Source organism: Novosphingobium humi, assembly GCF_028607105.1.
Classification (GTDB): domain Bacteria; phylum Pseudomonadota; class Alphaproteobacteria; order Sphingomonadales; family Sphingomonadaceae; genus Novosphingobium; species Novosphingobium humi.
This window is the reverse complement of the sequence record NZ_CP117417.1, coordinates 1,384,806-1,411,801: the sequence shown is the minus strand read 5'-3', so window position 1 is coordinate 1,411,801 and position 26,996 is coordinate 1,384,806. Positions and strand designations below refer to the sequence as shown.

Below are 26,996 nucleotides of genomic sequence, written 5' to 3'. Positions count from 1 at the left end.
CTTTTGGCAGGATCTAACCAATGGCGATCTTGCGTGAACGCTGCGCGGCGTCTTTGTCCTTTTTCATGTCGAGCTTGAGCACGCCATCCTTCATCTTCGCCTCTATCGAAGCAGGATCGACATCGCCCGGCAGGGTAAAGCGGCGGCGAAAGGCGCCGTAACTGCGCTCGCTGATCAGATATCCGGCATCTTTTGTTTCGCTTTCCGCCTTTTTCTCGCCCGATATGGTCAGAATATCATTGTCGAGTTCGATCGAAATGTCCTTTTCCGACACGCCCGGCGTCTCGACCGACAGGACGTAACCGCCGTCCTTTTCGACCAGTTCGGTAAGCGGCATCGTCTCGAGAGAAATGTTCGGAAAGGTGAAAAGCCCGTGTATGCTTCGGCCGAACGGAAGATCATCAAACATCCGATCAATCTCGCCCCGCAGCCAGTTGATCGGGCGGGCGGGTTTGGCTTCAACGGCATGCTTGGGCCCCACGGCTGGAACGTTTGTCTGCTCGTTCATGACGCACTCCTGAAATTGGTGATGTGACGCCCGCCCCCGCGCGGCTCGCGCAGAACCGGACGCGGCGAAGGGCTACGCCGTGGTCACAAGAGGCCATATCGGGTATGATACGGATGGCCCCGCACAGGGGAGACAAGAGACCTTAACCCGCAGGCTTCTCGGAGACCCTCATGCCCAGATCCGCCATGCGCGCCATGCAGCTTGATGCTCCGGGGCGCCCCTTACGCCCGGTAAGCCGACCGAAGCCTGAACCCGGTCCCGGAGAAGTGCGTGTCGCCGTTGCGGCATGCGGGGTATGCCGCACCGACCTGCATGTGGCCGACGGCGATATTCGGGGCAGCTTGCCGATCATACCGGGCCACGAAATCGTCGGCCGGATCGAGAAAGTCGGTGTGGGCGTATCAGGCTTCAAAGTCGGACAGCGGGTAGGCATCCCTTGGCTAGGGAAAACCTGCGGCACATGCCCTTACTGCGTCAGCCGGCGCGAAAACCTGTGTGACGCGCCGCTCTTCACCGGATTTACGCGCGACGGGGGTTTTGCCAGCCATTGCATTGCCGACGCACGCTACTGCTTCCATCTGCCGGGCAGCATTGATGACATCCACGCCGCTCCGCTGCTGTGCGCAGGCCTGATCGGCTATCGCGCCTATCGAATGGCCGGTGAGGCATCCGTTCTGGGCCTCTACGGCTTTGGCGCGGCGGCTCATATTCTGGCCCAACTCGCGGTGTGGGAAGGGCGCAGGATATTCGCCTTCACCCGGGACGGCGACCATGCCGGACAGGAATTCGCGCGCGGTCTGGGCTGCGTCTGGGCCGGCGGTTCGGCAGAAACTCCGCCCGAACCGATGGATGCGGCCATAATCTTTGCGCCGGTTGGCGGGCTGGTGCCGCTTGCGCTGCGTCATGTGCGCAAAGGAGGCCGGGTGGTCTGTGCGGGCATCCACATGTCCGACATACCCGCTTTCCCCTATGCCGATCTTTGGGGCGAGCGGGCAATTCTGTCGGTCGCCAACCTCACCAGAAGCGATGGCGCGGAATTTCTCACGCTGGCCGAGCGGGCCGGTATCCGCACGAGCGTGACCGCCATGCCGCTTGTCGAGGCCAACAAGGCGCTGGACCGGTTGCGTTCCGGCGAGGTCGAAGGGGCCATCGTGCTGGTTCCCTGAATGCAGGGCATCGGTATGTTTCCCAATGGCGCGTGGGAGCGGCGCGGATAGTTCAGTTGCATCTCGTTTTTGGAGTGCAATCCATGAAAAATGTCCTTGTGCTTGTTCATGATGATGAAGGTCAGGAAGCCCGTCTTCAGGTCGCGTTCGATATGGTCAGGGCGCTTGACGGTCACCTGGTCTGCCTCGATGTCGAACTGCTTCCCATGGTCGCGGCCGATGCCTACAGCGGCATGGAGGTCGCCCGGTTGGCATGCGCCGAGCATGACAAGTCCGCGGCAAATCGGGCCCGCATCACCCAAAATCTGTCGCGCGAAGGCATTGCGTGGGATTGGCACAGGGTCATCGGCATGCCCGATACGGCGATCGAGAATGCCATCGGCCAGGCCGATGTTCTTGTCCTGTCCAGTCATCTCGACAAAGGCGATACGGTGGAACTACGCCAGTTGGCCAATCGGATTGTATCCAGAATACGGCGCCCCGTTCTCGCGGTCCCCAAGACCTGTAAAGGTCTTGATCTGCACGGGACCGTTCTTGTTGCCTGGGACGGCTCCCGCGAGGCCGATCAGGCGCTGCATGACGCTGTCCCTCTCCTCGGCCTGGCGGGTGAAGTCATCCTGATCGACATTGACGAGCCAAAAGGCCCCTTTGCGCTGGAATCGGCCGCGACTTACCTGTCCCGCCACGGCATCCATCCCAGCGTCGAAGTCATGCAGGTTGAAAGCGGCCAGACAATCTATTCCGCCATCCTCAAAAGAGCCCATGCGGCCCGTGCCGCCTATGTCGTCATGGGGGCTTATGGCCATTCGCCCACCATCGAGACCTTTTTCGGCGGCGTCACCCGCTCGATGCTGGCCAACAGCGATCTGCCGGTTCTGCTCTCGCACTGACATCGCCTGACCGCAATCGGTGGAGGACCGATTTTGCGGACCGGAAAAGCATCCGAACCTCGCCGTTCGGATGCTTTTCCTGATCGTGACCGGGCGGGTGTCAAACCACCACGATATGATCCTCGACCTGTGTCACACCCGGCGCAGCCCAAGCGGCCCGCTCGGCAACCCGGCGCTCGTAAGGTGCGCGCACTTTTCCGCCAAGGGTGACTTTCCCACCGTCCAGCGTAATTGTTACCCCGGCGGCATCGAGATCCGCCTGCCGCTCAAACGCGTCCTGAATGCGCCTGCGCACTTCCGGCGGAGACACATGGGAAGCAACCACAATATTGTTGGAAACGCCGGTCACACCGCTGATACGCGATGCAACATCCCGCGCTTCGTTGCGTTGATAATGCCAATCCACCGTGCCGGTCAGCGTTACCCAGCCATGTTCAACCGTCACATGGATCCGGTCCTCGGGAATAAGCACGGCCCATTGCATGATATCGACAATCCGTTTGGCGATCTCATGGTCGGCCGTCTTGGCATCGGTCTTGAAGCGCACCTGCACTTCCTGGGCGATGGCCTTCACGCCATCCACCCGGCGCGCGGCCTGCTCGGCTGCAAGTTTCTCGGCATAGCTCTTCACATAGCCGCTCAACGTCACGACACCATCAACGACGGCAACACCGATGTCCGCGTGGTCGACGCTTGGTTCCCATTCAAGCTCAGCGATGACATCGCTTTGCAATTGGCTATCCGTTTTCATGATTTTCCGTCTCCAAATCATAGAGAAACAGTCGATACCGGCCAGGCGCAAAGCCTGAAGCCCAAGTCCCCCCACAAGCAATCTGGCCACCCGGTCGGGCCGCAAGTATTCGCAATGTTACGGAGCGGCCATGATCGACATGGTCGGCGCAGGATCGAGGAAGGCCGACAGCATTCCGGCGGCGCGTTTTTTTTTCAGTTGTCCGGGCTCAGGCGCTTGATCCGCTCGAGCAGCAGCAGCAGGACGATCCCGACCATCCCGACCGCCAGCAGTTGCACCGGATGGAGCGGCGCGAACTGGAGCAGCCGCCGGAGCGGCGGCACGGTCAGGACCAGGACGGCCATGGCGCCAATCGCCGCCAGGACATAGCGAAACACCAAGTTGCCGCGCAGCAGTGCCTCGCGAAGCGACGTGCTGAACGAGCGATCAGCCAGGATCAGGGCGAGCACGGCCGCAACCAACCCAAAGAACATCAGCGTGCGAAGCTCTGCCGGCGCAATGTCTTGCCGGGCATGGAACAGGTAGAGCGCCGCCAGCGCAACAAACGCGACAACCCCTTGCGCGACACTGTGCACCACCATCGGCGCTGAGAACAACCGCTCCGTGGGGTCGCGCGGCCGCCTTCGCATCAGGTCGCCCTCTTCGGGCTCGGCCTCGAAGACGAGCGCGCAAACCGGATCGATGATCATCTCGAGCAGCGCGATCTGGATCGGTCCGAGCACGACGGGCAACCCGGTGACCAACGGCAGCAAGGCAAGTCCGGCGATAGGGACATGCACGCCGAAGATGAAACGCATCGCCTTGCGGATATTGTCGTAGATGCGCCTGCCAAGCCTGATCGCAGCGACAATCGCGCCGAAATCATCCTCGACCAGCACGATCGACGCCGCCTCGCGCGCGACATCGGTGCCGCGCTTGCCCATGGCGATGCCGACATGCGCGGCCTTGAGGGCCGGCGCATCGTTGACGCCATCGCCGGTCATCGCGACCACTTCGCCGGCGGCCTTGAGTGCGGACACGATACGCAGCTTCTGTTCGGGCAGAGTGCGCGCAAACACCGTCACATCACGAATGCGCCGGGCAAGCGCCGCATCGTCCAGTGCGGCAAGTTCCGCCCCCGTCATCAGCCCGCCATCGGCAAGGCCTGCCTTGCGTCCGATCGCACTTGCGGTGACAGCATAATCGCCGGTGATCATCACCACGCGCACGCCCGCAGCCCGACACTCGGCCACCGCCGAAGCCACGCCCGGACGCAGCGGATCGATCAGTCCGATAAGGCCGACCAGAGAGAAGTCATGCTCGTCATGGGCCTTGCCGATGTCGTCGGGTGCGACGCTGGCGGTAGCCACGCCAAGCACACGGATCCCCCGCTGCGCCATTTCCTCTGCTGCCGCCTCAAGCGCTGCCATGCCGTTTGCGTCGAGCCGGCAGAGCTGCGCAATCGCCTCCGGCGCCCCCTTGCCCGCGACGATAAGGGGTCCCTGCCCTTCGGCTTCGCGCCATATATTCGACATCGCCAACAATTCAGGGCGCAGTCCGTAGGAGCGCATCAGAGTGCGGCTGTCATGGCCGCCGTTGCCGAACGCCCGATCAGCCTCGTGAAAGGCGATTTCCATCGGATCGACGGGAACGGGCGCGCTTGCCAGCGCGGCCGCTTTGAGCAAGGCAGAGAAAGCCGCATCGGGCTGGCTGTCGCCAAGCACGGCGGTGCGCCCGTCCGCCAGCCACAGCTCGGTTACGGTCATGCGGTTCTGGGTGAGTGTGCCGGTCTTGTCCGTGCAAAGCACCGTCACCGATCCCATGACCTCAATCGCCGAGGTGCGCCGCGCAAGCACGCCGACCTGCGCGATCCGCCACGCCCCCATGGCAAGGAAAATGGTCAGAACGACGGGAAATTCTTCGGGCAGCAGCGACATGCCCACGGCAATCCCGGAGAGCGCCGCCTCAAGCCAACTCCCGCGCGAGAGCCCGTAGAGCAGGACCACAAGCAGCGCCGCAGCAACCCCGCCGATCGCGCACCACCGCACGATCCGACTGGTCTCGCCTTGAAGGCGAGGCGATTCGGTGTCGAGCGCGGCAAGCGATACGCCGATCTGCCCCATTCGGGTGTGAGCGCCGGTTCCCGTAACGCGCGCCAGACCACGGCCTCGCGTGAGAATTGAGCCGGAGTAGATTTGCGGGAGATCGTCTCCGCCTGGCTCGGCGAAATCGGGATCGTCGGGGGTGGACGCGCGCTTGCGCACGGGCACCGATTCCCCCGTCAACAGCGATTCATCCACCTTGAGCTCGCTCGCTTCGAGCAGCAGCGCATCGGCCGCGACCCGATCTCCCTGCTCAAGCACAAGCCAATCGCCGCGCACCACCTCGCGCCCCGCAATCCGCACGGCCGCGCCGTCGCGCAGCACAAGCGCACGCGGCGCCGACAGGTCGCGCAAAGCCTCGAGCACGCGCTCTGTGCGCGTTTCCTGAACGATGGTGATCGCGATCGAAAGCCCCGCAAAGGCGATGAGGATCAGCGCCTCGGTCGTGTCGCCCAGCAGCAGATAGATCGCTCCTGCCGCCGCCAGCATGGCAAGCATCGGTTCGCGCAGCACTTCGAGGGCGATCCTGAGCGGTGTGCGGCGCTGCCCGCGCGGCAGTTCGTTGGGCCCCTCCGATGCGAGCCGCGCCTGCGCCTGCGCCGTCGTAAGCCCACGCTCCTGCTCTTCCGTCTTTGGTTCGCTCATCGTCAAGGTCTCGTAGCGGAATCAAGGACGATCGTCCGCGACGACTCCTTTACCAGCATAAGGCGCGCGCCAGCCAGTCAGCGTTTCGGCTTTGCCCCGACGGCGTGGATTTTCAGGGGAAGCGCAAGGCTGAGCCTGACGCCGAAATAGCCGCGGTCGTCATGGCCGCGGTCCCAGCCCCCGATGATCTTGCCCTTGCAGGTCACAGGTCGGCCTTCCGGGTTCAATTCGGCCAGCGCCGCCCGGACATTGCCGGCCAACTCACCCGGAATCCAGCCCACCGCCCGGCCACCGATCATCACACCGACGGCGTTCGGGTCCTGCTGGCTGTTGTCCAGCACCAACTGCGCGGGAAAGTGGCAATTATGGCCTTCGGCGCATCGCCCGCCGACCAGTGTGGCGATCTCGCGCTGCCACTGGGATTCTCCGACCAGTGCGACATTGAAGCCCCGCCCGGCGGCGAGCGGCAAGACGCCGACTTCGTCCCACCAGCAGCCCTGCCCATCATAGTTGGTGGGGAAATGCGGTTGGCCCGCCATCTGGTGCGGCTTTGCGAAAAGGGCCGCAAAGGGCATGCATGCCATCCTGCCAACCATCAGAGCGACATCACCAGCATATCGGCCACGCCCTCGCAGAGCGCGCAGCGATGACCCCATGCGCCATCACGCCCTCATAACTGCCGATCTTCAGATGACTATCGCACCCCGCCATCGCAATTTCCTCTTCGCGCCGGGCCTGGACGATAAAACCTGTGCGCCCGCGAACGAATCAGTAGCTTTACCTAATCGCGTGCTGGCGGTGAGTCTGGCCGTGGCGATGATCAGGCGCGCCGCCCTCGTCGATCCCAAACACCGTCCCCGTGATCTTGTTCCGTCCGGCCACTTTGGCCAGATAAAGCTGATTGTCGGCGAATTTGACCCAAAGATCCCGCGGCATACCCGGCCTGCACCGGGCCGAAGCGATGCCCACACTGACGGTCACATAGGGGCTGACGCCCGAATTGCGGTGCGGGATGCCCAGCGAGCGGACCTGTTCCATGATGGAATTGGCCACGATCATGGCAGCTTCGTGATCGGTGGCCGGCAAAACGCAGGCGAACTCCTCGCCCCCATAGCGGGCGGTCAGGTCCGAGGCCCGCCGGACGGCGCGCTGCAGCGCCGCCGCGATCATCACGATGCAGTTATCTCCTTCGGGATGGCCATAGGCATCGTTGAATTGTTTGAAGAAATCGATGTCGATCATGATCACCGAAAGCCAGTCGTCCGTGCGTGAAAGTCTGGCGGTTTCCACATCGAGGGTCTGTTCGAGCCGACGACGGTTGCTCAGCCCCGTCAAGGCGTCAGTAACCGCCAGTTCGGCCAGTTGATCGCGCATGCGCTTCAATTCGATATGATTGTGGACGCGCGCGCGCACGATGGCCGGGTGGATCGGCTTGACGATATAGTCGATCGCCCCCAGCAAAAGCCCGTTCGCCTCGGATTCCTCATCCCCCAGTCCGGTGGTGAAGATGATCGGGACGTCCGCGATCAGCGGATCGGCCTTGCACCTGCGGCAAACCTCATACCCGTCGGTGCCCGGCATAAGCACATCGAGCAAAATGAGATCGGGCAGGCTGGTCTGCGCGACCGCTATGGCCTCTTCGCCCGATGTGGCAAAGCAGATCTCGTAATCATCCTCCAGCGCCGCATTCATGATCTCGATGTTCGAGACCTCGTCATCGACGATAAGAACCACGGGCCGGCCCATCACGAGTTCACCGCCGCCAGAGGCGTCGTGCCGGATTCATGCCCCCCATGGCCCGCCAGCAGATCGAGTTGGGTCAGAGCCTCCTCGAAATTGAGTTTGGCAAGCGCGGCCTTGACCGCATGCAGCCCGGCCGCTTCCGGACTGGCGCCCAGCATCTCCTCAAGCTGCTGGAAAGCTTTGCGGGCGCCAAGGCTTCGACGGTGCAGCAAACTGCGGATTTCCTCAATCTGGGCCGCCCATGCCGAATAATCGAGTTGCCCGCCTGATTGCGTCAAAGTCGGCTTCTGCATCCTTTTGAGCCTAGCCGAAGCGGCGAGCGCGGGCAGGATGGCCTGCTCTAGGCTATCCATCTGCTCTTCGATCCGGCTGAGGTCGGATTGGGCCAGCGCGGTTTCAACACGCCTGGCCGCGTCGGCCACCGCGCCGATCTCCAGCGTGCCCGCAATGCCCTTCAACGTATGGCCAAGACGCCGCGCCTCCTTCAGATCTCCGGCGGCGATCTGGCCGCGAAGCGTCGACATGGCCGTGGCGAAAGTATCGCCGAAATCGACGATGAGTTTGCGCAGCAGCGCCCGCTTGCCGTTGACACGCACCAGCGCCGCCTCAATCCCGAACGGAGGCAGATGGTCGGGCAGGATATCGGCCTTGATCGGCACCACAATCGGCTCTGCGGCCCCGGCAGAACCTGTCTGAGACGGACGGGGTTTTAGCCATCGATCCAGTTTGCTGACAAGCAGGGCAGGATCGACCGGCTTGGCAATATGATCATTCATGCCCGCGTCGAAGCAGCGCTGCCGTTCGGCCTCATAGGCGTGGGCGGTCATGGCAATGATCGGCAGACGCTCGGGCGGAAAGGTTTGGCGGATGCGCACAGTCGCTTCGATACCGTCCATTTCGGGCATCTGCACATCCATCAGAATGGCATCAAAGGGCTCGGCCGCATCCCTGATGCAGTCCAGAGCAATGCTGCCGTTTTCGGCGACCTCGACCTGCAACCCGGCATCGGTCAGCAATTCAATCGCGATCTCGCGATTGATCTGGTTGTCCTCGGCCACCAGAATGCGCAATCCGCGCAGATGGGGCGCCACCATCGGCACCGTACCGGCCGGAGCATCACCAGCCGCAGGATCCGGTTGCTCTGCGCCGAACACAGTGGTCATTGTCGAGAGCATCGTTGCCGGATCGATCGGTTTGATCAGCACGGCGGCGATGTTCGCCGTTTCCGCTTCGGCCCTGACCTCATCATGCCCGTGGGCCGTGACCAGAAACACATGGGGCACTTTCGCCAGATAAAGATCCTGCCGGATGGCGCGGGCGGTTTCGATGCCGTTCATGTCCGGCATCCTCCAATCCATCAAAACCAGATCATAAGGCACAGCATCGGCCGCAGCCGTCACAAGAGCGCCCAACACCTCCTTGCCCGAAGCAACGACATCGACATTCATCGACCATGCCGCAAACATGGCCTGCAGGATTTCGCGTGAGGCCGGGTTGTCATCAGCGACCAGCACGCGCAACCGCTTGAGTTCGGGCGAAGGCATGTCCTGCACCGTCGGCGCGGCATCATCGGCCTGAAGCACCAGACTGAACGTAACCGTCGTTCCCTGCCCAAGACTGCTTTCGACCCCGATATGCCCGCCCATCAACTCGACCAACTGCTTGCTGATGGCAAGGCCCAGACCTGTGCCGCCAAACCGGCGTGTGGTCGAACTGTCCGCCTGGGTGAAGGAATGGAACAGCAAAGCCTGCTGCTCGGGGGTCATGCCGATGCCGGTGTCCCTGACCGAGATTTCAAGCGACACAGCCGTCCCGTGCCGCGCCGAAAGGTCGACCGTGACCGTGACCGTGCCGTTTTCGGTGAACTTTACAGCGTTGCTTACCACGTTCAGCACGATCTGGTTGAGGCGCAGACAATCACCCAGCAGCGAGGCGGGCACGGTGGGGTCCATGATAAGCTCGACGGCAACACGCTTTTTGGCGGCTTCGACCGACGCCATGGCCAGTTGGCCTTCGAGCGCGGCCCGCAGGTCGAAAGGCGCGATCTCCAGCGAGAGCTTGCCCGCCTCGATCTTGGAGAAATCGAGGATGTCGTTGATCAGCCGTAAAAGGGACAGTCCCGCGCCGTTGATCTTGGAAACATAGTCCTGCTGCTTGGGCGTCAAGCCCGTGCGCAAGGCGAGATGGCAAAATCCCAGAATGGCGTTCATCGGCGTACGGATTTCGTGGCTCATGTTGGCCAGAAACAGGCTTTTTGCCCGGTTGGCCTCCTCGGCCTCCAACGTCCTTTCGCGCAGCGCCTCATTGTTGATCGCAAAGCTTTCAACCAGCGTCCTGCTCAGCCAGACCAGCACCCCGGTCTGCAGGGCAACGATCCCGGCATGCAGCCCTACCCGGCTTACGTCCGCTCCATCGGCAAAGACGGCAAGGGGCAAAAGGAAGTCCAGCATGATGTGGTGTATGGCGATGGCCACGGCGCCCACCACCACCACGCGCCAGTCACACCACGCGATGGTCAGCGCCAAAAGCGCAAAGAAATACATGTGCATGTCCATCTGCCACGGATGCCCCGCCAGCAGATAGACGAGCAGGGCCGGTTCGCCCATCAGCGCGACAGCGGAGAGATAGCGCGTGACAGGCGCAATTCCGCGCCTCCACCAGATCAGATGATAGGCCGCCGCCAGAAGCGCGCCCGCAAGGCCAGCCGCAACGGGCGGACGACCCACGGCAAAGGCAACCGCCGCGAGCACCGGAATGTGCAGCCAGAGGAAAATGACCAGAAACCGACCAAAGCGGACACGCAGCTTATCGAGATCGGACATCAGGCAGAGGCTCCAGGAGAGATTGCAACTTGGTGAAATCCTGCGCAGCCCCGAAGCAGTTGGGGGTCAATGACCAGCCAGGCGCCCGCGTGATAAAGCGCGTTCACGGCGTTCTTGTCGGCGGAATGCAGGATGACGACATTCGTCAAACCGCCGACATCGACGATGCTGCCGCCCGCGGCCCGCACCAGCCCGATGGTCCGCCCCAGATCATAGGATGGCGGCGCGATGACGGCATATTGCCCCCGATCGCCCGACGGCCAAAGCGTGGCAACGGCAATAGCCGCCGTCACGGCAATCATGAGGGCGGCAGCCGGAATGAGATCACGCCAATGCTGTTTGACGGGGGTCAGGGCCGCACAGAGCATCGTTGCCCCTTCTTTCTCGCCGGATGCAAAATGGAGGCCAACAGGCCCCCGGACAGGTATTTCCACCGTGAAAGGTTACGCCTGAGACATTGCAATATGGTTAAGAATTGCCATCGAACGCTTCCCGCCACGGGGGCGCTCAATGGCCTTACTCAAGCCTGGATCTGGGCATACCCCCGCCCTTTCGGGCGGATAGGACGGACAGGCTCTGTCTGCGGACGCCTTTGCCGTTGATGATGCGCGGCGAAAGGCGCGCCTATCTGCCGCGCCCCTGCCCTGCCGCCGATACCGCCAGCAGCGCGGCCGAATGAACCGGCCCCAAGGGCGCGCGCGATTCGATCATCTGGCCCAGTGTCTCCGCGCTGACCGGGCGCGAAAAGAGGAAGCCCTGGAAATGGTCGCAGCCGCATTCCAGCAAACGCGCGCGCTGACCTTCGGTTTCCACGCCCTCGGCAATCACCTCGAGATCGAGCGCAAGAGCCAGTTGGATGATCGCCTGAATAAGGCGGACGGCATCCTCGTCGTCATCATCCAGATTGCGCACAAAGGCGCGGTCGATCTTGATCCGGTCCACCGCAAAGCGTTGCAGCGAGGACAGGCTGGAATAGCCCGTGCCGAAATCGTCCAGCGCGATGGCAAAGCCTTCCTGCTTGAGCGTGGCGATATTGTCGCGCGTGGCCGCATCATCGCCCAACAGCACAGTTTCGGTGATCTCGAATTCATATTGGCGCGGGTCGATGGCATGTTCGGCCACAAGGCGGCTGATCATTACCATGAAATTGGGGGATCGCAATTGCAGCGCGGAAACGTTGATCGCCACCGGCACGCCATGCCAATTGCGCGTTTCGGCAAAGACGCGCCCGACAATAAAAGCGCCCAATTGCGCGATCAGCCCGCTCTCCTCGGCCAACACCACAAAGGCATTGGGGGGGATCAGGCCCTTTTCCGGATGGTTCCACCGCACCAGCGCCTCGACCCCGCGCATGCGGCCCTGGGCGTCCACCTGCGGCTGATAGACCATATGCAGCATCTCTTCGTTCAGAGCCTCGCGCAGGTCCATTTCCAGGTGGCGCCGGATGCGCAGCGCGGCATCCATTTCCGGCTCGAAGAAAGTGGCTCGGTTGCGCCCCTTTTCCTTGGAGCAATAGAGCGCCAGATCGGCCTGACGCAGCACCTCGCTGGCCGAAATGTCGGGATCGCTGATGATGGTGATGCCGATCGAGCAGCCGATTTCCACCACCTGCCCATCAATATCAAACGGCCGGGCAAAGGCGTTGATAATCCGTTCGGCCAGATGGGCGGCGCCTGCCGCGCCCGAATGCGGCTGCAGGATCACGAACTCGTCCCCGCCAAGCCGCGCCACCGTATCGGTATCGCGCAGGAGATTGGCCAGCCTGCGCGCCGCCGCGCGGATCAGCGTATCGCCGGCCGGATGGCCCAGTGTGTCGTTGACCTCTTTGAACCGGTCCAGATCGAGACATAGCACCGCCACATCCATCCCCGATCGCCGCGCCAGCGAGCGCAACTGGTTAAGCCGCTCGAACATCAGCGCGCGATTGGGCAATTGGGTCAGCGTGTCGTGAAAAGCCAGATGGCGCGCCCGCGCCTCGGACAGGATCAGGCCGCGCGCATAGCGGTGCGTCTGACGCGCAAGGCTGGCGCCCAGCAGCAGCAAAAGCAGCAGCATCGCCACCATCGGCCACATCAGCCGCACCAGAAGGTCACTGCCCGGATTGCGGCGATCCCATGCCAGACCGGCCACCACCTTGCCGCCCAGATCCTGTAGCGGGAGGACCGCAGTCTTGTCATCGCCGCGCAGATCGGTGGTAACGCGGAAATTGTTTACCAGTTTGCCGACGCTGAAAATCGACAGCACCGAGCGATCCACCGGCGCCATGGTGATCACCACCGGCCCGCCCAAAGCCCCCGCATGAGAGCGCACCAGCGTCGAGGTCATGATATAAAGCTGGTTTTCGGCAAACAGGATATTGGTGAACTGGACCGGCTGGGGCAAGGCATCGGTCTTGCCGGACGGGATCGAGGCTTCGGCCGCCCGCGTCCGGCCCAGAAGATCGGCCATTGCGCTGGCATAGGCGCCGCTGATCATGCCCGGATCGACGCTGCGCCCATCCATGGCAAAGAACAGCGGACGGTCACGCCCGTCCACCACGATCAGCCGGGTGATATTATCGCGATCAAGAAAATAGCGCGCCAGATTACTCTCGATCCAAGCCGGATCGAACGCGCCGGTCAGATGGCGCAGCGCTTCCCCCGATTCCAGCCGCGGTTGAACAACGGCGGCAAAGCTGGTCAGGCGATTGCGGTAACCGCGGTCGGCCGTCTGGGTCTGCATCAAAAGCGCGACATCGTCGAATTGGTTGACCATAACAGTCACAACAAGTGTCAATACCGCGAGAACCCCAACAGCAAGCGCAATCACGGGGCCATAGACACCGGCGCCAGCCCTCTCGGCGCGAGGGGTCTTGGGGTTTGTCATGTTCAGCGTCAGCCTTCCGTTGCTGTTGATTTACAAAAACATGCCGGCATTCGGTTGTGCTGATGGCGAATAAATAAATGTACTTGCGAATTTGGCTCAGAACCTCCTCCGCAATTGCGCCTAGGGGCGACCATGGTCTGGTTCAGAAGTGATGCGGCGCCCGCTGGCGGACGCCGCGCTCTAGGCGATGCAGATCTGGTTTCGGCCGCCGCGTTTGGCGCGATAAAGCGCCCCGTCGGCAGCCTCCAGCGCGGCGCGGGCGTTGGGAAAGGCAAAGACATTGGCCACCCCCCCCGATATGGTAATTTGCCCGATGGGCTGGTCGCTCTTGCGGTTGACGAAATGGCGCCGCGCCAGATTTTCGCGCGCCTCGTCCAGCAATTGATGAACCTGCGAGGGGGTCTTGTCACGAAACAGCATGACAAATTCCTCGCCGCCGTGGCGCGCGACATGGCATTTGTCGTCCGACAGGCGCTGAAGCGTCTGGGCGATGGCCTGAATCACGCGGTCGCCCGCCTCGTGGCCATGGGTGTCGTTGATGCGCTTGAAATGGTCGATGTCGCAAAAGGCCAGACAAAGCGGCTCGATCCGCACTTGCGCCTCGCGGTATTCATTTTCCAGCACGGCTTCAAAAGCGCGGCGATTGGGCAGGCCGGTCAGGTGATCGACATGGGCGTCGCGCTGGGCACGGTCGAGGCTCTTGCGCAGGGCGGTGGCTTCCTGCTCGCTGCGGCGCATGCTTTCCTCAAGCAGTTGCGTGCGCTCGATCATCGCGCGGGTCAGTTCGGCAAGGCTGGAAACAAATTCGCCGCCATCAACCCCGGGCAGCACGCTGACCACCTGTTCAAGGGCTGCATTATACGAACCGGAGTCGCTGCGCGCCCGCGCGGCGGTGCTGGTGAAAGCCTCCAGCCGGGTGCTTAACCGGCTGAGCATGTGCTGCGCATTCTCGCGCAGGGCGCCATCCTCGTCCCTTTCCGTCACCTGATCCAGCCAGGCCTGCGTGATGATCCGGTTCTCCTCGCGCATGACGCTGAACTTTCGCGCAAGGCGCGGCGATGACCCCGAATAGGCGGCATGAACCGCCAACAGGTTCTCCGGCGTTACTTCCAATTTATTATCGACGAAGAATTCTTTAATACGATCAATCAATTGTTCCCTGCGCACGTCGTTCAAGGGCGTTGCATCAGGGTTTTGCGACATATTATCAAATTCAGCGGAGGAGGCCAAAGCCAACTTGAACAAGCGCAAGGCTGAATCCTTTATGAGTAACGATTGCACTGATGCCGGATTAGAATCAAGCTTCCTTCAAATGCGCCCTGTTACCCGCTACAAGATTCCCCTATCCGCCGGCACGCATCTTTAACTATACCTCCACCCCCTAGGGGTTTAGCGCTTGTACCAAAGACCCAAGACATTGGTCGTATTGGTCCCCGACTCGCTTGCAAAGAGCCGGATCGGGGCGCATGCGCGGGACGCCCCGACAGTCCCTGACCCACGGCCCCGGCCCTGGGCCCCGGAACCTATCCCATTGTCAGGCCAACACAAACGCAGGAGAAGCCCTCGCCATGTCTGCGCGCATTGCCCATCAGACGCTCAAATCCCGCATCACCAGCGCCGAACAGGCCGCCGCCCTTATCAATCCGGGCGATACGGTCGGCATGAGCGGGTTTACCGGTTCCGGTTATCCCAAGGCGGTGCCGCTGGCGCTGGCCTCGCGGATCGAGGATGCCCATCGCGCGGGCGATCCGTTTCAGGTGCGCGTGTGGACCGGCGCCTCGACCGGGCCGGAACTGGACGCGGCGCTGGCCAAGGCCAATGGCATCGAATTCCGCCTGCCCTATAATTCCGACCCCATCGCCCGCGAAAAAATCAACAGCGGCCAGATGGACTATTTCGACATGCACCTCTCGCAGGTGGCGCCGATGGCATGGCAGGGCTTTCTTGGCCCGCTCGATGTCGCGCTGGTCGAGGTGACGGCCATCAACGCCGACGGCAGCCTCGTGCCTTCCTCGTCGGTGGGCAACAACAAGACCTGGCTCGACCGCGCCGACCGCATCATCCTTGAGGTGAACCGCTGGCAGGCCGAAGAGCTGGAGGGGATGCATGACATTTATTACGGCACCCGCCTGCCCCCGCATCGCGTGCCGATTCCTCTGACGCGCCCGGATGACCGCATCGGCCAGCCCACGCTGCAATGCGATCCTGACAAGATCGTGGCGATTGTCGAAACCGACGCGCCCGACCGCAATCTGCCCTTTGACGCGCCGGGCGAGACGGCGCTGCGCATCGCGGGGCATCTGCTTGATTTCCTTGCCAATGAAGTCAAGCAGGGGCGGATGCCGGAAAACCTGCTCCCGCTGCAATCGGGCGTGGGCAATATCGCCAATGCTGTGCTCTCGGGTCTGGTCAACAGCCCGTTTGAAAACCTCACATCCTATACCGAGGTGATCCAGGACGGCATGATCGACCTGCTCGACGCGGGCAAGCTGCGCATGGCCTCGGCCACGTCCTTCTCGCTGTCGCCCGAGGCGGCGCAGCGGATGAACAGCAACATGGCGGCCTATCGGGAAAAGATGATCCTGCGCCCGCAGGAAATCAGCAACCACCCCGAGTTGATCCGCCGCCTTGGCTGTATCGCCATGAACGGCCTGATCGAGGCCGACATCTACGGCAACGTCAATTCGACGCATGTCATGGGCAGCCGCATCCAGAACGGCATCGGCGGCAGCGGCGACTTTGCCCGCAACGCCTATGTCTCGATCTTCATGACGCCCAGCACCGCCAAGGGCGGCAAGATCAGCGCCATCGTGCCGCAGGTGGCCCATGTGGATCATATCGCGCAGGACGTGCAGGTGGTCGTGACCGAACAGGGCCTTGCGGACCTGCGCGGGCTTAGCCCCAAGCAACGCGCGCTGGCCATCATCCAGAACTGCGCCCACCCCGATTTCCGCCCGATGCTGGCCGATTATTATGAGCGCGCGCTCAAGGGGTCTTATGGCCTGCATGCGCCCTCGCTGCCCGGTGAGGCGCTAAGTTGGCATCAGCGGTTCATCGAGACGGGGTCGATGAAGGTTTAAAAGGGTTTGCCTCCGGCGGGCCAAGGGTCTCGACCCTTGGCAATCCCGTTACTGTCTTTGTCGCGTTATAAACTCGGCCCCGGCTTTTGAACGCGGCGTTGAAAATTAAAAGCCTGCGGCGCCTTCTATAGCGCCGCAGGCTTTTATCATTTCAGACCCGGCACAAGGCAGCCACTTTACGCCACCCCATAATAGGATTGCCAAGGGTCGAGTCCCTTGGCCCGCCGGAGGCATAAATGGCGGCCTTCAACGCCCCCCCGCATCAATCCTCCAACGGCACACCCGGCAAATGCTTCGACGTGCGAATCGTCAGCGACGTCTTGACGCTGGCTACATTGGGCGCGGGCGTCAGCTTGCTGGTCAGGAATTCCTGAAAGCTTTGCAGATCGCGGCTGACGATTTTCAGGATGAAGTCGATTTCGCCATTGAGCATATGGCATTCGCGCACTTCGGGCAGCCCGCGCACATGGTCCTCGAACCCGCGCAAGGCTTCCTCGGCCTGGCTTTTGAGCGAGACCATGGCAAAGACGGTTATCGAGAAGCCGAGCTTGGCCCCATCGAGTTCGGCGTGATAGCCGCGGATGACGCCCTCTTCCTCAAGCGCGCGCACACGGCGCAGGCAAGGCGGCGCGGTCAGCCCGACGCGTTGGGCCAATTCGACATTGGTAACGCGGCCCTCGTCCTGCAATTCGGCCAGCAAGCGCCGGTCGATCTGATCAAGGTTGGCCATAAGCCCGGAAAATCCCCATTTGCGGCCCGCAGATTGCGGCGGAAAGACCCATCCTGTCGGCTGGGTCGCCAAAGATGAAAGAATCAGCCCATCTGTTGCGGGCCGTGCTAATATTATTATCTATGGCCGCAATCGTCCCACATTGCAACGCCACCAAGCTACGTGCTTTCGCCTGCCAACAGGTGTGATAGGATGCATAATAAAGTTGTACACAGGTTCCGCTGCCGATCCTAACCTCTCGCTAGGATTTCACGCCGTATTGGCTTGGAAAGGCCATCTGAAACACCATAACTGCTGATACAAAAAACCATGCGCTATGACGACCGCCTTGCCACCGCCCTTCGCCTGACGCCAGTCGGGCAAGGCGTCGCGCGCATTCAGTTCCGGCAATTGCTGGACTTGCTGGGCACGCTGCCGGTTGAGGAACAGGGCGAAATGGTCGATCTGGCCTATCTGCGGCTTGGCGAATTGGGCGGGCGGATTCCGGCGGCCGACCGCGCGGCGATTCTGCGCCAGCCCGGCCTGCGGCTGCGCGCGCCCCGGCTGGTGGCGACGCTGGCGGGGGCCGAACCGGTGGTGTCTTTGTCCGCGCTCCACGCCGCGCAATTGAGCGATGAGCAATGGGTTGACCTGATCCCCGCGCTGCCGCTGGCCTCGCGCGGGAGCTTGGGCATGCGGCGCGATCTGGGGCCGGGCGCGCGGGCGCTGCTGGCACGTCTGGGCATAGGCGATCCGGCGTTGAGCAGCACGGCCGCGCCAAAGGAACCGACGCCCCAAGCCCCCGAACCCGTGGCCCAAACGCCCGCGCCGCCTCCGACCCCGGCCCGGCCCCCGCGCGCGTCGGCCTATCAATCCTCCTCGCCGCCGGCCGAGGATACGATCGGCGCATTGGTGCGGCGAATCGAAGCCTTTCGTCAGGCCCGAGAAAACAACATCGCCGCCGAGGCCGCCCGTCCGGCACCGCCCAAAAAGACCCGCCCGGGCCAACCGATCCAGTCGTTCGATTTCGCCAGCGATGGCGAAGGCCGCATCGTCTGGGCCGAGGCGCGGGTCGCGCCGATGGTGGTGGGCTATGGGCTGGGCGGCAATGGGCCGGGGGCCAATGCGGTGCGCCTGCACCAACCCTTCCGCGCGGTGATGATCACGCTGGCCGGGGCGCCGGCGATTGCGGGCGAATGGCAGGTGGACGCCGTGCCGCGCTTCGATCCGCTGGGCGGGCGCTATATCGGCCATCTGGGGCGCTTTCGACGGCCTGCGGCGGTTGCGGCATCCCCTGCCCCCGCCGTTCCCGCGCAGGACAGCGAGACCGACCGCCTGCGCCAGTTGCTGCATGAATTGCGCACGCCGGTGAATGCGATTCAGGGCTTTGCCGAGGTGATTCAACAGCAATTGTTCGGCCCGACGCCGCATGAATATCGCGCGCTGGCCGCCGTTGTCGCGGCGGACAGCGCGCTGATGCTGGCCGGGTTCGAGGAACTCGATCGCTATGCCAGGCTGGAAAGCGGCAGTCTCGCGCTGGCCAGAGGCGAATGCGATCTGGCCGCCGCGCTCGATGTGCTGGTATCTCGATTGGCAAGCGATGAGCGCGGGCCTGCGCTGCGGCTTGAGGGGCATGAGCGCCCCTGCCCTGTCGCGCTGGACGGGACCGAGGCAGAGCGGCTCTGCTGGCGCCTGCTGGCCACGCTGGCGGGCAATGGCAAGGCGGGAGAGGCGATGCCGATCCGGCTGGAGCATCGCGGCGATGCGGTGCTGGCCGACTTTGCTCTGCCGCAGGCTCTGGCCGGGTTGAACGATGAGGAACTGTTTCACGGCGCCGTCCCCGCCACGCATCAACCCGGCGCGGGCATGTTCGGCACGGGCTTTGCCCTGCGTCTTGCCGCCGCCGAGGCGCGGGCCGCAGGGGGCAGCCTCATCCGCGAGGGCCAGCAACTTTTACTGACATTACCGGGCTTGACCCTGCCGATCGTTAACCTTAGCCAAGTGCCTGAAAACAGGCCGGAGGCATGCGAAACGCCGGTGGCTTGATTTCTTCGCGCGGCAGGGAGCCCGATTTGTCATTTCACCAGATTACCGACCAGCCCGCGCAGGAGGCATTTGTCCGCTTTCGCCAAGGGGTTGGACAGCGTTTCGTGGTCACCATCGATACCGAGGAGGAATTCGATTGGACCAAACCGCTGACCCGCACTCGCCACCGCGTCGATACGGTTTCGCGCCTGCGCAAGTTTCAGCAGTTTTGCGAAGGTTTCGGCATCGTTCCGATCTATTTGATTGACTATCCGGTGGCCACCTCCGCTCTTGCCGCAGAATTGCTGCGCGACGCGGTGATCTCCGGGAGAGCGGAAGTCGGCGTCCAGCTGCATCCTTGGGTTAACCCGCCTTATGAAGAGGAGGTTAACCAGTATAATAGCTTTTCGGGCAATCTGCCCTTCGCGCTGGAGCGGGCCAAGTTCCTCAAGCTGCATGCCACGATTGCCGAGAATTTCGGCGCGGCCCCCATGATCTATCGCGCCGGACGCTATGGTATCGGGCCCAACACCGCCGATGTGCTGCATGAGGCCGGGGTGGCCATCGACACGTCGGTGCGCTCGCGCTTTGATTACAGCGGTTGGGGCGGCCCCAATTTTCGCGATCTGCCGCTGCGGCCCTATTGGGTGGGCGAACCGGGGCGCCTGATGGAAATGCCGTTGACCACAGTGTTTTCGGGCCTTTTGCGGCGCCATGGGCAATGGCTTTACCCTAAATTGTCCCGCTTTGACCGGCTGCGCGGGGCGATGGCGCGCTTTGGCTTGTTGGAGCGCATTCCCCTGACGCCTGAGGGCGTCACGGTGGGCGAGGCGCTGCGCGCGGTCAATATTGCGGTGGACGAAGACCTGCCGGTCATCGTCCTGTCCTTTCACAGCCCTTCGCTCTGTCCCGGCCACACGCCCTATGTACGCACCGAGGCCGATCTGGACGAAATGTATGAATGGTGGCGCCAAGTGTTTGAATTGCTGATCGCGCGCGGCGTCAAACCGACCAGCGTGCGCGAGGTGATGGAAAGCACTCTGTTCGATTGAAGCCCTTGCCTGTTGCGCATGGCGCGGCTAACGCGAGGCGGCGCTTCTTGCGCAAAGCATGGCTTGGGGCCTGTAGCTCAATGGTTAGAGCTGGCCGCTCATAACGGCTAGGTTGCGGGTTCGAGTCCTGCCGGGCCCACCATGCTTTGCACCAGACCGTCCTCGACAGCGCTGTTTTTCGGCACTTTTCTCTTCAACGCCATGTCCATGCCGGGCTTCGAGCAAAGGGGAACGGCGCCCGCCGCTCCCCCTTTGCTGTCAATTGGCCACAGCAACCGCAGCAGCATTTTCCACCTTGGCCACAGGGGCGGCCGGGGCCAGCGCCGCAGCCTGAACCGGCGCCGTGCCGGCAGGAATGGTAAAGGACACCGGATCGGCGGTATGGGCGCGCAATTGCTGCCCATTGGTCAGCGTGGCCGAATGGCCGGTGACAAACGCGCCAAACACACCGACCGCGACCACCGCGCCCACTGCGGCCCCGGCATTGCCCTGCCCCTCGCTGCGATAGGTGCCGTTCAGCGGGATCACCCGATCGCCCAGTTTCAACGAATTGAATGTCACCTCCAGCTTGGCCGATTTGCCGAATGCGCCCTTGCCGGTGCGATAACTGACACTTGCCTCGCCCGGCGTGCCGCGCGGGATCAGGACATAACCTTCCTGCATCACATCAAAAACGGTCGAAATCTTGAACTTGTCCCCAACCTTCAGCGACTTGGACGAGAGCGTGTCATTGGGCGTGACGACCACTTCGGCATTGGGCGCCAAAGTGATGGTCTTCCCCAAATTGTCCTGCGCCATTGCGGAATTGGATGAAATCAACAGAACCGCCGGAAAAATAAACTTGAACAATAGCCCCTCCTGTTGAGAACAGGGTAACACCCCCCCGTCAACACGCGGGCTTCATCTTGGTTTGACCTGTTCTTTTCAAGGATGCCTGCAATCATAACGGATCCATAATCCGGCCAACGGGCGCAAGATAATGCCGCCCTTTTACCGATCTGATGGAATAGCTGGCGATAATCTGCCAAGGCGCATGTCTGATGCGGCGCCATTTTGGCGCTAACCCTGCACCTCGCTGCCCTTCTTGTCTTTTTCCGCTTGCGCTAAATGCCCAGCAATCCTAGGGGCATCGGCGTGTCGGGGAGTAGCGCAGCCTGGTAGCGCATCTGCTTTGGGAGCAGAGGGTCGCAAGTTCGAATCTTGTCTCCCCGACCAATTTCCAGCTGCATCACAGATCGCGATAAAATGCCAAGCCGCTGTTGAATGTGGCTTGGCCGGCATAAGATGGCGGCTGTTATTTCGTCCACCCGCCATGCCGGATGCGCGCGCAGGGCGGCAACCGTAGCCGGGCGCGCCTGCCTATTGACCGCAGGCTTGCCTGGCCACCGTCTCGAGCGCAAGAGCGGCATTGCTGAAGCCGAAATGACGTTCAAAACAGGCCCGCGCCCGGCGTCCCATATCAGCCCGTTCTTCGTCGGTCAGGTCGGACAGATGTTGCAGCAATCCGCGCGCGCCATCCAGCGTGTCGGGCGCCACAAAACCGGCGCGCTTGTCCGCGACTTCGCGCCAGATATTGACCTTGTCCGAAATCAGCACCGGCAGCCCGCAGGCCAGCGCCTCGGCCACAACGATGCCGAAATTTTCCTGATGCGACATGAGGGTGAAGGCCAAGGCCGCGCGATAGGCACCCCACTTGGCGTCTCCCATCAACATGCCGGGCCAATGGATCCGCGAGGCGATGCCCAGCTTTTGCGCCAATGCCTGCAGGGTCGCCTTGAGGCCCGCCTGATCCGGCCCCGCAATCACCAGATCGACATCGGGATGGCGCACCGCATATTCGGAAAAAGCCTCAATCAGCAGATCACATCCCTTTTTTTCATGGATGCGGCTGAGATAGAGCAAATACGGCCGGTCGCCCAATTCGGGCACCGCCCGACGAAACGCAAGGATTTGCCGATCAATGTCATCGGACGGCGGGTTGGCCGCGCCATAGCCGACCACCTTTTCGCGCACCCGATAGGGCCAGAAAGCGTTCCGCGCGAGCAGCCTTTCCTCCTCGGTGGTGAACAGCACCTTCGAAGCATTAGCCAGCAACGGCCCCTCGTTCAGCAGCCAAGACATTTGCTTGGCCATGGATTTGAGCGGATAGGTCTGTTTAAACCATGGATCGAGCATGCCATGGGTGAAGACCAGATAAGGCGTATCACCGCCCACCAGCCCCCAACGGGCCGCCATGGTGCTGAAATTCCAAAGGCCCTCGACAATGGCCACGTCATAGTTGTCACGATGCGCCTTGAGCCAGGAGATGGCATGGGGCGAAAAACGGACACGCTTTTCCAGGGCGCGAACCAGCGCGCTGCCAGCCTCCGCCTCGTGCCTCGGCCTCCCGATGGCGATCACCTCGGCCGGGCAATCGGCCAGAAACGGTGCATCGGGCGGATCCATGGTCAAAATATCCTGTTTGTGACCGTTCCGCGCCAGTTCAACTCCTATTCTGACAACTCCTTCGATTGGTCCACCTTCCGCCGGATCGGCAGAGGCTATTATCCGTAAAATCTTCATACCGCCCGGTCCGTCTCCGTCCCCATCAGACCCTCGGGTTTATATGGAATTTTTATGTCAGTTTGACTATCTCTATTTTTATGGTTTACGTATTTTAACGAGGATAGGCAATTGAGTCATCATTCCAAGGAAAATCAAATTTTTCGGGTCAATTTTCTTAAATTATCATACAAGATGCCTTTCCCATGCCGGATATTACAATATAATTCAAAATCACATTCCTTTGGAAACATCGTTATAATTAACTATAGTTACAGGTCGGGCCACAAAGGGTGATTTTTTAGCGCGATCCAGCGGCATTGCGCCAAAAGTCCATATTCTAATCTGCAAATCGTTGGCCTGATGCCAAAATTCACAGATCAACTGGATTAAGGTCCGCAACCGGCGCGACAGCCGCCATTCCAGTCGAAAATCGCCGACACCCCGGATCTGAGGCTTTCATTCAGCGGAAATCGTCCGCCCCGCGCTATTTGTCCAGCATCTCGGCCAAAGCGCGTCGGGCACGGTAAAGCCGCGTTTCCACCGCCTTGCCGGTAATGCCCAGCAAGGCGGCCACTTCGGCCTCGCCCATGCCCTCTACCCCGCGCAGCACCAAAACCTCGCGCTGGGACGCGGGCAGGCGCGCTATGGCCGCCATCGCGCGGGCCAGTTCCTGCCGGTCGGCCAGCGCATCATCGGCCCCTACCGCCGGATCGGGCATGTCGGGCTCGTGATCCTCGGTCAGAGCAAAGGAGAACAGCGCGCGCAATTTCCGGCGACGCGCCCGGTCGCGGCATTTGTTGAGCGCGATGCGCGCGATCCAATGCACAAAGGGGCGCGTCCGGTCATAACGGCCCAGCGCGGCAAAGGCGCTGATGAAACTCTGCTGGGTGATGTCCAAGGCGGCGTCCTCGTCGCCGCAGGAGGCGCGCGCGATACGGAACACCGCGTCGCGGTGGCGATGCAGCAGAGCGCTGTAGGCCGCCTGCCGCCCGCCCAGCGCCAGCGCGGCCAGATCGCCATCGCTCAAGGCTTGCGGGCTCCAGGCTTCGGGCGCGGGCATCAGCGGGGCTGATCCGCCTCCGTGGCCGTCAGCATCCGGGCCACCCCCGCATCGAAACGCGCCGCCTGATCCGGGCGCAGCACCGCGCGCATGGCAAAGACATGCTCCAGCGTCGCTTTTTGCAGCGCGCCCATCGCGTGATGCGAGCGATCCACCGCGGCGGCCACGCGTGGGCCATAGGAATGCTCATCGCGCAGGGCCGCCGCCAGATCGGCATTGGCCGCCCGCTGCTGCGCCACCAGTTGCGCCTTCTGCACGGCAAAGCCGGCGTTCATCGCCGCAATGCGTGCCTGCTGCGATGCATCAAGCGCCAGTTCGTCATGCAGCAATTGGTGCAGCGCGGTTTCGTCCTGCACCCGATGCGGCATCATCCGCGCCACCATCGCCCCGCCCAAGGCCCCGGCAAACCCCAGCGCCAGCGCCAGCAGCAACGAACCCTTGCGATTCACAGCGCCCGCTCCAGCAAAGTGGACGGCGCCAGCGCCAGCCCCTGACCCAGCGGATCGACCGGCGCGCGCGGCGCCGCGCCCAACCCGGAAACCAGCGCCCCCGAAACCATCGCAATGGCCGCAATCCCCGCCAGCATCGGCACCGAGAGCGCCGGTTGCCGCGCGCGTTCGGCGCCTTCCAGCACCGCCGCCTCGATCAAGTCCAGCCGCGGGTCGGTCTGCGCGGCGCCCAGCCGCGCCAGCAGATCGTCGATTTGCACCTTCATCCTAGTCTCGCCTCTTCGCAACTGCCCTTCGCCTTCTATACGCAGCCATCGGCTCTGCCCCTCATTTTTTCTGCGAGGGGCAGGCCCGCGTCATGCGTATCGCGTCATGACTGTCCCGCCGGGACTGTTCAATATGGAGAACTGGCCCATGCGTTTCCTGATCCTGCCCCTGATCGCCCTTGCCGCCCCAGCGCTGAGCACCTCCGCGCTGGCCGCCCCGGCGCTGACCTCGGCCACCCCGGCCGAAGGCAGCGACACCGCCAATGTCACCCGCATCACGCTCAATTTCAGCGAGGTGATCGACCCGGCCGCCTCTGGCGTCGAGGTGTTGATGACCGGGATGCCCGGCATGGAGCACCATGAGCCGGTGAAGACCGGCGGCGTCAAGGTCGCTATCTCGCCCGATGGCCGCGCGATGGTCGCAACGCTGCCCCGCGCCTTGTCCGAGGGCACCTATGCCGTGCGCTGGCATGTCGCCAACAAGAGCGCCGAAAAGGCCGGCGGCGCCGTGACCTTCAACACGCACTAATACCGAGAACCCCCACCCCAACGCGACACTGTGCCGCCGGACCCACCATTTTCGGCAAAGTAATGTGCAGATCTGTCATAAGCTCGTCATAACACGGGGCCGCCTCGCGGCTTTGGTGAACGGGGGGCCGCATGATGACGAAACTGCCGCTGATCGCGTTGGGGTGTGGGGTGATGGCGGGTTTTGCCGCGCCCGCCCAATCCCATGACATCCCTTTCGCGCCAAGCCATGGCAAAGGCGCGGCCTTTTTGCGCCTGAACGATCCGGCCTTCGCCCCTGCTGTCCGGCACAGGGGCCAAACCGGCGCAGCCCCCGGTTTCACGCATCACCCAAGCCCCGATCTGCACCAAGCCCCGGCCCGCAGCCTGCGATGACGGACCGGCTTGTCACGGCGCTTGACCGCCCGGCAATGGCCTCGACAAGGGGATATAATATGACGCAAGAAACTCCTGCATCCACGCGCCCGCCTTCCGCGCGCCTGATTGCGATCGACGCCCTGCGCGGGCTGGTGATGGCCTTCATGCTGGTCGACCATGTGCGCGAAACTTTCTTCCTGCATTTGCAGGTCAGCGATCCGGTCGATGCCAATACGGTCGATCCGGGCCTGTTTTTCACCCGCCTGCTCTCCACCTTCTGCGCGCCGGTGTTCGTCGCGCTGACGGGCCTGTCGGCATGGCTTTACGGCCAATCCCACAGCAAGGGTGAGGTCAGCACCTTCCTCGTCAAACGCGGCCTGTTCCTGATTGCGCTCGAACTCTCGGTCGTGTGCTATGCATGGCCAACGCAGGCGAACCACTTTCCGCCCCCAACCGTGTGGTTTCAGGTGATGTGGGCGATCGGCGGGTCGATGCTGGCGCTGGCCGCGCTGCTCCATCTGCCGCGCGCGGCGCTGGTGGCATTGGGCCTGGGGATTGTCACGCTGCACAATCTGCTCGATCCGATCCGTCTGGTCGAAGGCGATGCGTGGTATGTGCCTTGGGCCTTGCTGCACCAGCACGCCGCGATCCATGCGGTGGACTGGATGACGGTCAAGATCACCTATCCCATTCTGCCGTGGATCGGGGTGATCGCGCTGGGCTATGGCATGGGGCCTTGGTTTGCCCGCGGGACCGATCCGGCGCCGCGTATCCGGTGTCTGGCGCTGCTGGGGCTTGGGCTGGTGCTGGGTTTTGTCCTGCTGCGCTTTGCCAATATCTATGGCGACAAGCCCTGGTTCGTGGCGCAAACCCCGCTGCGCACCGTGATGAGCTTCCTTGCGCTGACCAAATATCCGCCCAGCCTGCTGTTCCTGATGCCGACGCTTGGCGCAGGCTGCCTGCTGATGGCGTGGTTTGAACGGCTGGGCGATCATCGCGCGATGCCGATGCTGGCCTGTCTTGGGGGTGCGCCGCTGTTCTATTACGTGCTGCACCTTTATACGCTCAAGGCGATCTATAATGTCGCCATGGCGCTTTACGGCCCGGTCAAGGGCCAGTTCTTCGGCGTCGATCACCTCTCGACGGTGTGGATCTGGGTGGCGATCCTGTTGCCTGTGCTTTACCTGCCCACGCGCTGGTTTGCCGGGCTGAAGCAGCGCCGCCGCGATCTGGCATGGCTTAAATATCTCTGAAGCGGCGGGCAAGGAGGCGCGCGCATCAATCGTGCCGCGCCCCTCATCTTTTCGACATGATCATCCGTCAAATCGCCCCGCTTCGATCAAAGATTCCTCATAATCGGCATAGCCTCACAATTGTCACAAAAGAGACCGACCGTTCGCAAAAGGACGGAAAACAACGCAAACGGATCGGTCCGACACCCACGCAGGTTGAGAA

23 protein-coding genes and 2 tRNA genes are annotated in these 26,996 nt (G+C 62.4%); 10 read left to right on the top strand and 15 right to left on the bottom strand.

Annotated features, from left to right (window positions below; translation table 11 throughout):
- Nucleotides 1-13 precede the first annotated feature (13 nt).
- Nucleotides 14-508, bottom strand: a complete 495-nt coding sequence (locus PQ457_RS06440; RefSeq protein WP_273618905.1) for an Hsp20/alpha crystallin family protein — start codon at nt 506-508, stop codon at nt 14-16.
- A 266-nt stretch (nt 509-774) separates the two neighbouring features.
- Between PQ457_RS06440 and PQ457_RS06435 the strand changes: the two genes are divergently transcribed.
- On the top strand, nt 775-1,674 hold the full coding sequence (locus tag PQ457_RS06435) for a zinc-dependent alcohol dehydrogenase family protein (RefSeq protein WP_420540969.1): 900 nt from the start codon (nt 775-777) through the stop codon (nt 1,672-1,674).
- A gap of 83 nt (nt 1,675-1,757) precedes the next feature.
- Nucleotides 1,758-2,564 (top strand): universal stress protein, encoded by an 807-nt coding sequence (locus PQ457_RS06430; protein ID WP_273618904.1) that lies wholly within the window; start codon nt 1,758-1,760, stop codon nt 2,562-2,564.
- Nucleotides 2,565-2,664: 100 nt separating this feature from the next.
- Here PQ457_RS06430 and PQ457_RS06425 read toward each other — a convergent pair whose 3' ends face one another.
- The 8 genes from PQ457_RS06425 to PQ457_RS06390 all read right to left on the bottom strand — a co-directional run bounded on the left by PQ457_RS06425 (nt 2,665) and on the right by PQ457_RS06390 (nt 14,623).
- Nucleotides 2,665-3,315 carry a BON domain-containing protein gene (locus tag PQ457_RS06425; RefSeq protein WP_273618903.1) on the bottom strand — a complete coding sequence of 217 codons (651 nt, stop codon included), beginning with the start codon at nt 3,313-3,315 and terminating at the stop codon, nt 2,665-2,667.
- A 194-nt stretch (nt 3,316-3,509) separates the two neighbouring features.
- Complete coding sequence (locus tag PQ457_RS06420; RefSeq protein ID WP_273618902.1) at nt 3,510-6,041, bottom strand: cation-translocating P-type ATPase; 2,532 nt, start codon at nt 6,039-6,041, stop codon at nt 3,510-3,512.
- Between the two features lie 77 nt (nt 6,042-6,118).
- Nucleotides 6,119-6,580 carry a hypothetical protein gene (locus PQ457_RS06415; RefSeq protein ID WP_273618901.1) on the bottom strand — a complete coding sequence of 154 codons (462 nt, stop codon included), beginning with the start codon at nt 6,578-6,580 and terminating at the stop codon, nt 6,119-6,121.
- Nucleotides 6,581-6,818: 238 nt separating this feature from the next.
- Nucleotides 6,819-7,775: a GGDEF domain-containing response regulator gene (locus PQ457_RS06410; protein ID WP_273618900.1), complete on the bottom strand. Its 957-nt coding sequence runs from the start codon at nt 7,773-7,775 to the stop codon at nt 6,819-6,821.
- An 11-nt stretch (nt 7,776-7,786) separates the two neighbouring features.
- Nucleotides 7,787-10,606 carry a hybrid sensor histidine kinase/response regulator gene (locus tag PQ457_RS06405; protein WP_273618899.1) on the bottom strand — a complete coding sequence of 940 codons (2,820 nt, stop codon included), beginning with the start codon at nt 10,604-10,606 and terminating at the stop codon, nt 7,787-7,789.
- Nucleotides 10,606-10,974 carry a hypothetical protein gene (locus PQ457_RS06400; protein WP_273618898.1) on the bottom strand — a complete coding sequence of 123 codons (369 nt, stop codon included), beginning with the start codon at nt 10,972-10,974 and terminating at the stop codon, nt 10,606-10,608. Before PQ457_RS06400 ends, PQ457_RS06405 begins: the two co-directional genes overlap by 1 nt.
- A gap of 256 nt (nt 10,975-11,230) precedes the next feature.
- Nucleotides 11,231-13,360, bottom strand: coding sequence for a putative bifunctional diguanylate cyclase/phosphodiesterase (locus PQ457_RS06395; RefSeq protein ID WP_273619263.1), 2,130 nt, complete (start codon nt 13,358-13,360; stop codon nt 11,231-11,233).
- A gap of 291 nt (nt 13,361-13,651) precedes the next feature.
- Complete coding sequence (locus PQ457_RS06390; RefSeq protein ID WP_273618897.1) at nt 13,652-14,623, bottom strand: GGDEF domain-containing protein; 972 nt, start codon at nt 14,621-14,623, stop codon at nt 13,652-13,654.
- 416 nt (nt 14,624-15,039) lie between these two features.
- Here PQ457_RS06390 and PQ457_RS06385 point away from each other — a divergent pair, with 416 nt between their 5' ends.
- Nucleotides 15,040-16,551 carry an acetyl-CoA hydrolase/transferase family protein gene (locus PQ457_RS06385; protein ID WP_273618896.1) on the top strand — a complete coding sequence of 504 codons (1,512 nt, stop codon included), beginning with the start codon at nt 15,040-15,042 and terminating at the stop codon, nt 16,549-16,551.
- A gap of 262 nt (nt 16,552-16,813) precedes the next feature.
- Here the strand turns inward: PQ457_RS06385 and PQ457_RS06380 are convergent, their stop codons facing one another.
- On the bottom strand, nt 16,814-17,281 hold the full coding sequence (locus tag PQ457_RS06380) for an Lrp/AsnC family transcriptional regulator (RefSeq protein WP_168602778.1): 468 nt from the start codon (nt 17,279-17,281) through the stop codon (nt 16,814-16,816).
- A gap of 309 nt (nt 17,282-17,590) precedes the next feature.
- Here PQ457_RS06380 and PQ457_RS06375 point away from each other — a divergent pair, with 309 nt between their 5' ends.
- From PQ457_RS06375 to PQ457_RS06365, 3 genes are all read left to right on the top strand, one after another.
- Entirely contained in the window at nt 17,591-19,306 is a 1,716-nt protein-coding gene (locus PQ457_RS06375) for a sensor histidine kinase (protein ID WP_273618895.1), read from the top strand.
- 26 nt (nt 19,307-19,332) lie between these two features.
- The gene (locus tag PQ457_RS06370) at nt 19,333-20,337 is read left to right on the top strand and encodes a polysaccharide deacetylase family protein (protein WP_273618894.1); all 1,005 of its coding nucleotides are present in this window, start codon (nt 19,333-19,335) and stop codon (nt 20,335-20,337) included.
- Between the two features lie 66 nt (nt 20,338-20,403).
- A tRNA-Ile gene (locus tag PQ457_RS06365) sits at nt 20,404-20,479 on the top strand.
- Nucleotides 20,480-20,595: 116 nt separating this feature from the next.
- Here the strand turns inward: PQ457_RS06365 and PQ457_RS06360 are convergent.
- Nucleotides 20,596-21,135 carry a hypothetical protein gene (locus tag PQ457_RS06360; protein WP_273618893.1) on the bottom strand — a complete coding sequence of 180 codons (540 nt, stop codon included), beginning with the start codon at nt 21,133-21,135 and terminating at the stop codon, nt 20,596-20,598.
- A gap of 340 nt (nt 21,136-21,475) precedes the next feature.
- On the opposite strand from PQ457_RS06360, the gene PQ457_RS06355 reads away from it, so the two are divergent.
- Nucleotides 21,476-21,552: transfer RNA gene (locus PQ457_RS06355), tRNA-Pro, on the top strand.
- Nucleotides 21,553-21,696: 144 nt separating this feature from the next.
- Here PQ457_RS06355 and PQ457_RS06350 read toward each other — a convergent pair.
- From PQ457_RS06350 to PQ457_RS06335, 4 genes are all read right to left on the bottom strand, one after another.
- Nucleotides 21,697-22,899 (bottom strand): glycosyltransferase, encoded by a 1,203-nt coding sequence (locus tag PQ457_RS06350; RefSeq protein ID WP_273618892.1) that lies wholly within the window; start codon nt 22,897-22,899, stop codon nt 21,697-21,699.
- Nucleotides 22,900-23,365: 466 nt separating this feature from the next.
- Entirely contained in the window at nt 23,366-23,941 is a 576-nt protein-coding gene (locus PQ457_RS06345; RefSeq protein WP_273618891.1) for an RNA polymerase sigma factor, read from the bottom strand.
- Nucleotides 23,941-24,390: a periplasmic heavy metal sensor gene (locus tag PQ457_RS06340; protein WP_273618890.1), complete on the bottom strand. Its 450-nt coding sequence runs from the start codon at nt 24,388-24,390 to the stop codon at nt 23,941-23,943. Before PQ457_RS06340 ends, PQ457_RS06345 begins: the two co-directional genes overlap by 1 nt.
- On the bottom strand, nt 24,387-24,656 hold the full coding sequence (locus tag PQ457_RS06335; protein ID WP_273618889.1) for a hypothetical protein: 270 nt from the start codon (nt 24,654-24,656) through the stop codon (nt 24,387-24,389). Before PQ457_RS06335 ends, PQ457_RS06340 begins: the two co-directional genes overlap by 4 nt.
- A gap of 106 nt (nt 24,657-24,762) precedes the next feature.
- Here PQ457_RS06335 and PQ457_RS06330 point away from each other — a divergent pair, with 106 nt between their 5' ends.
- The 3 genes from PQ457_RS06330 to PQ457_RS06320 all read left to right on the top strand — a co-directional run bounded on the left by PQ457_RS06330 (nt 24,763) and on the right by PQ457_RS06320 (nt 26,794).
- Entirely contained in the window at nt 24,763-25,185 is a 423-nt protein-coding gene (locus PQ457_RS06330) for a copper resistance protein CopC (RefSeq protein WP_273618888.1), read from the top strand.
- 131 nt (nt 25,186-25,316) lie between these two features.
- Nucleotides 25,317-25,559 carry a hypothetical protein gene (locus PQ457_RS06325; RefSeq protein WP_273618887.1) on the top strand — a complete coding sequence of 81 codons (243 nt, stop codon included), beginning with the start codon at nt 25,317-25,319 and terminating at the stop codon, nt 25,557-25,559.
- Between the two features lie 59 nt (nt 25,560-25,618).
- Complete coding sequence (locus PQ457_RS06320; protein ID WP_273618886.1) at nt 25,619-26,794, top strand: acetyltransferase domain-containing protein; 1,176 nt, start codon at nt 25,619-25,621, stop codon at nt 26,792-26,794.
- Nucleotides 26,795-26,996 lie beyond the last annotated feature (202 nt).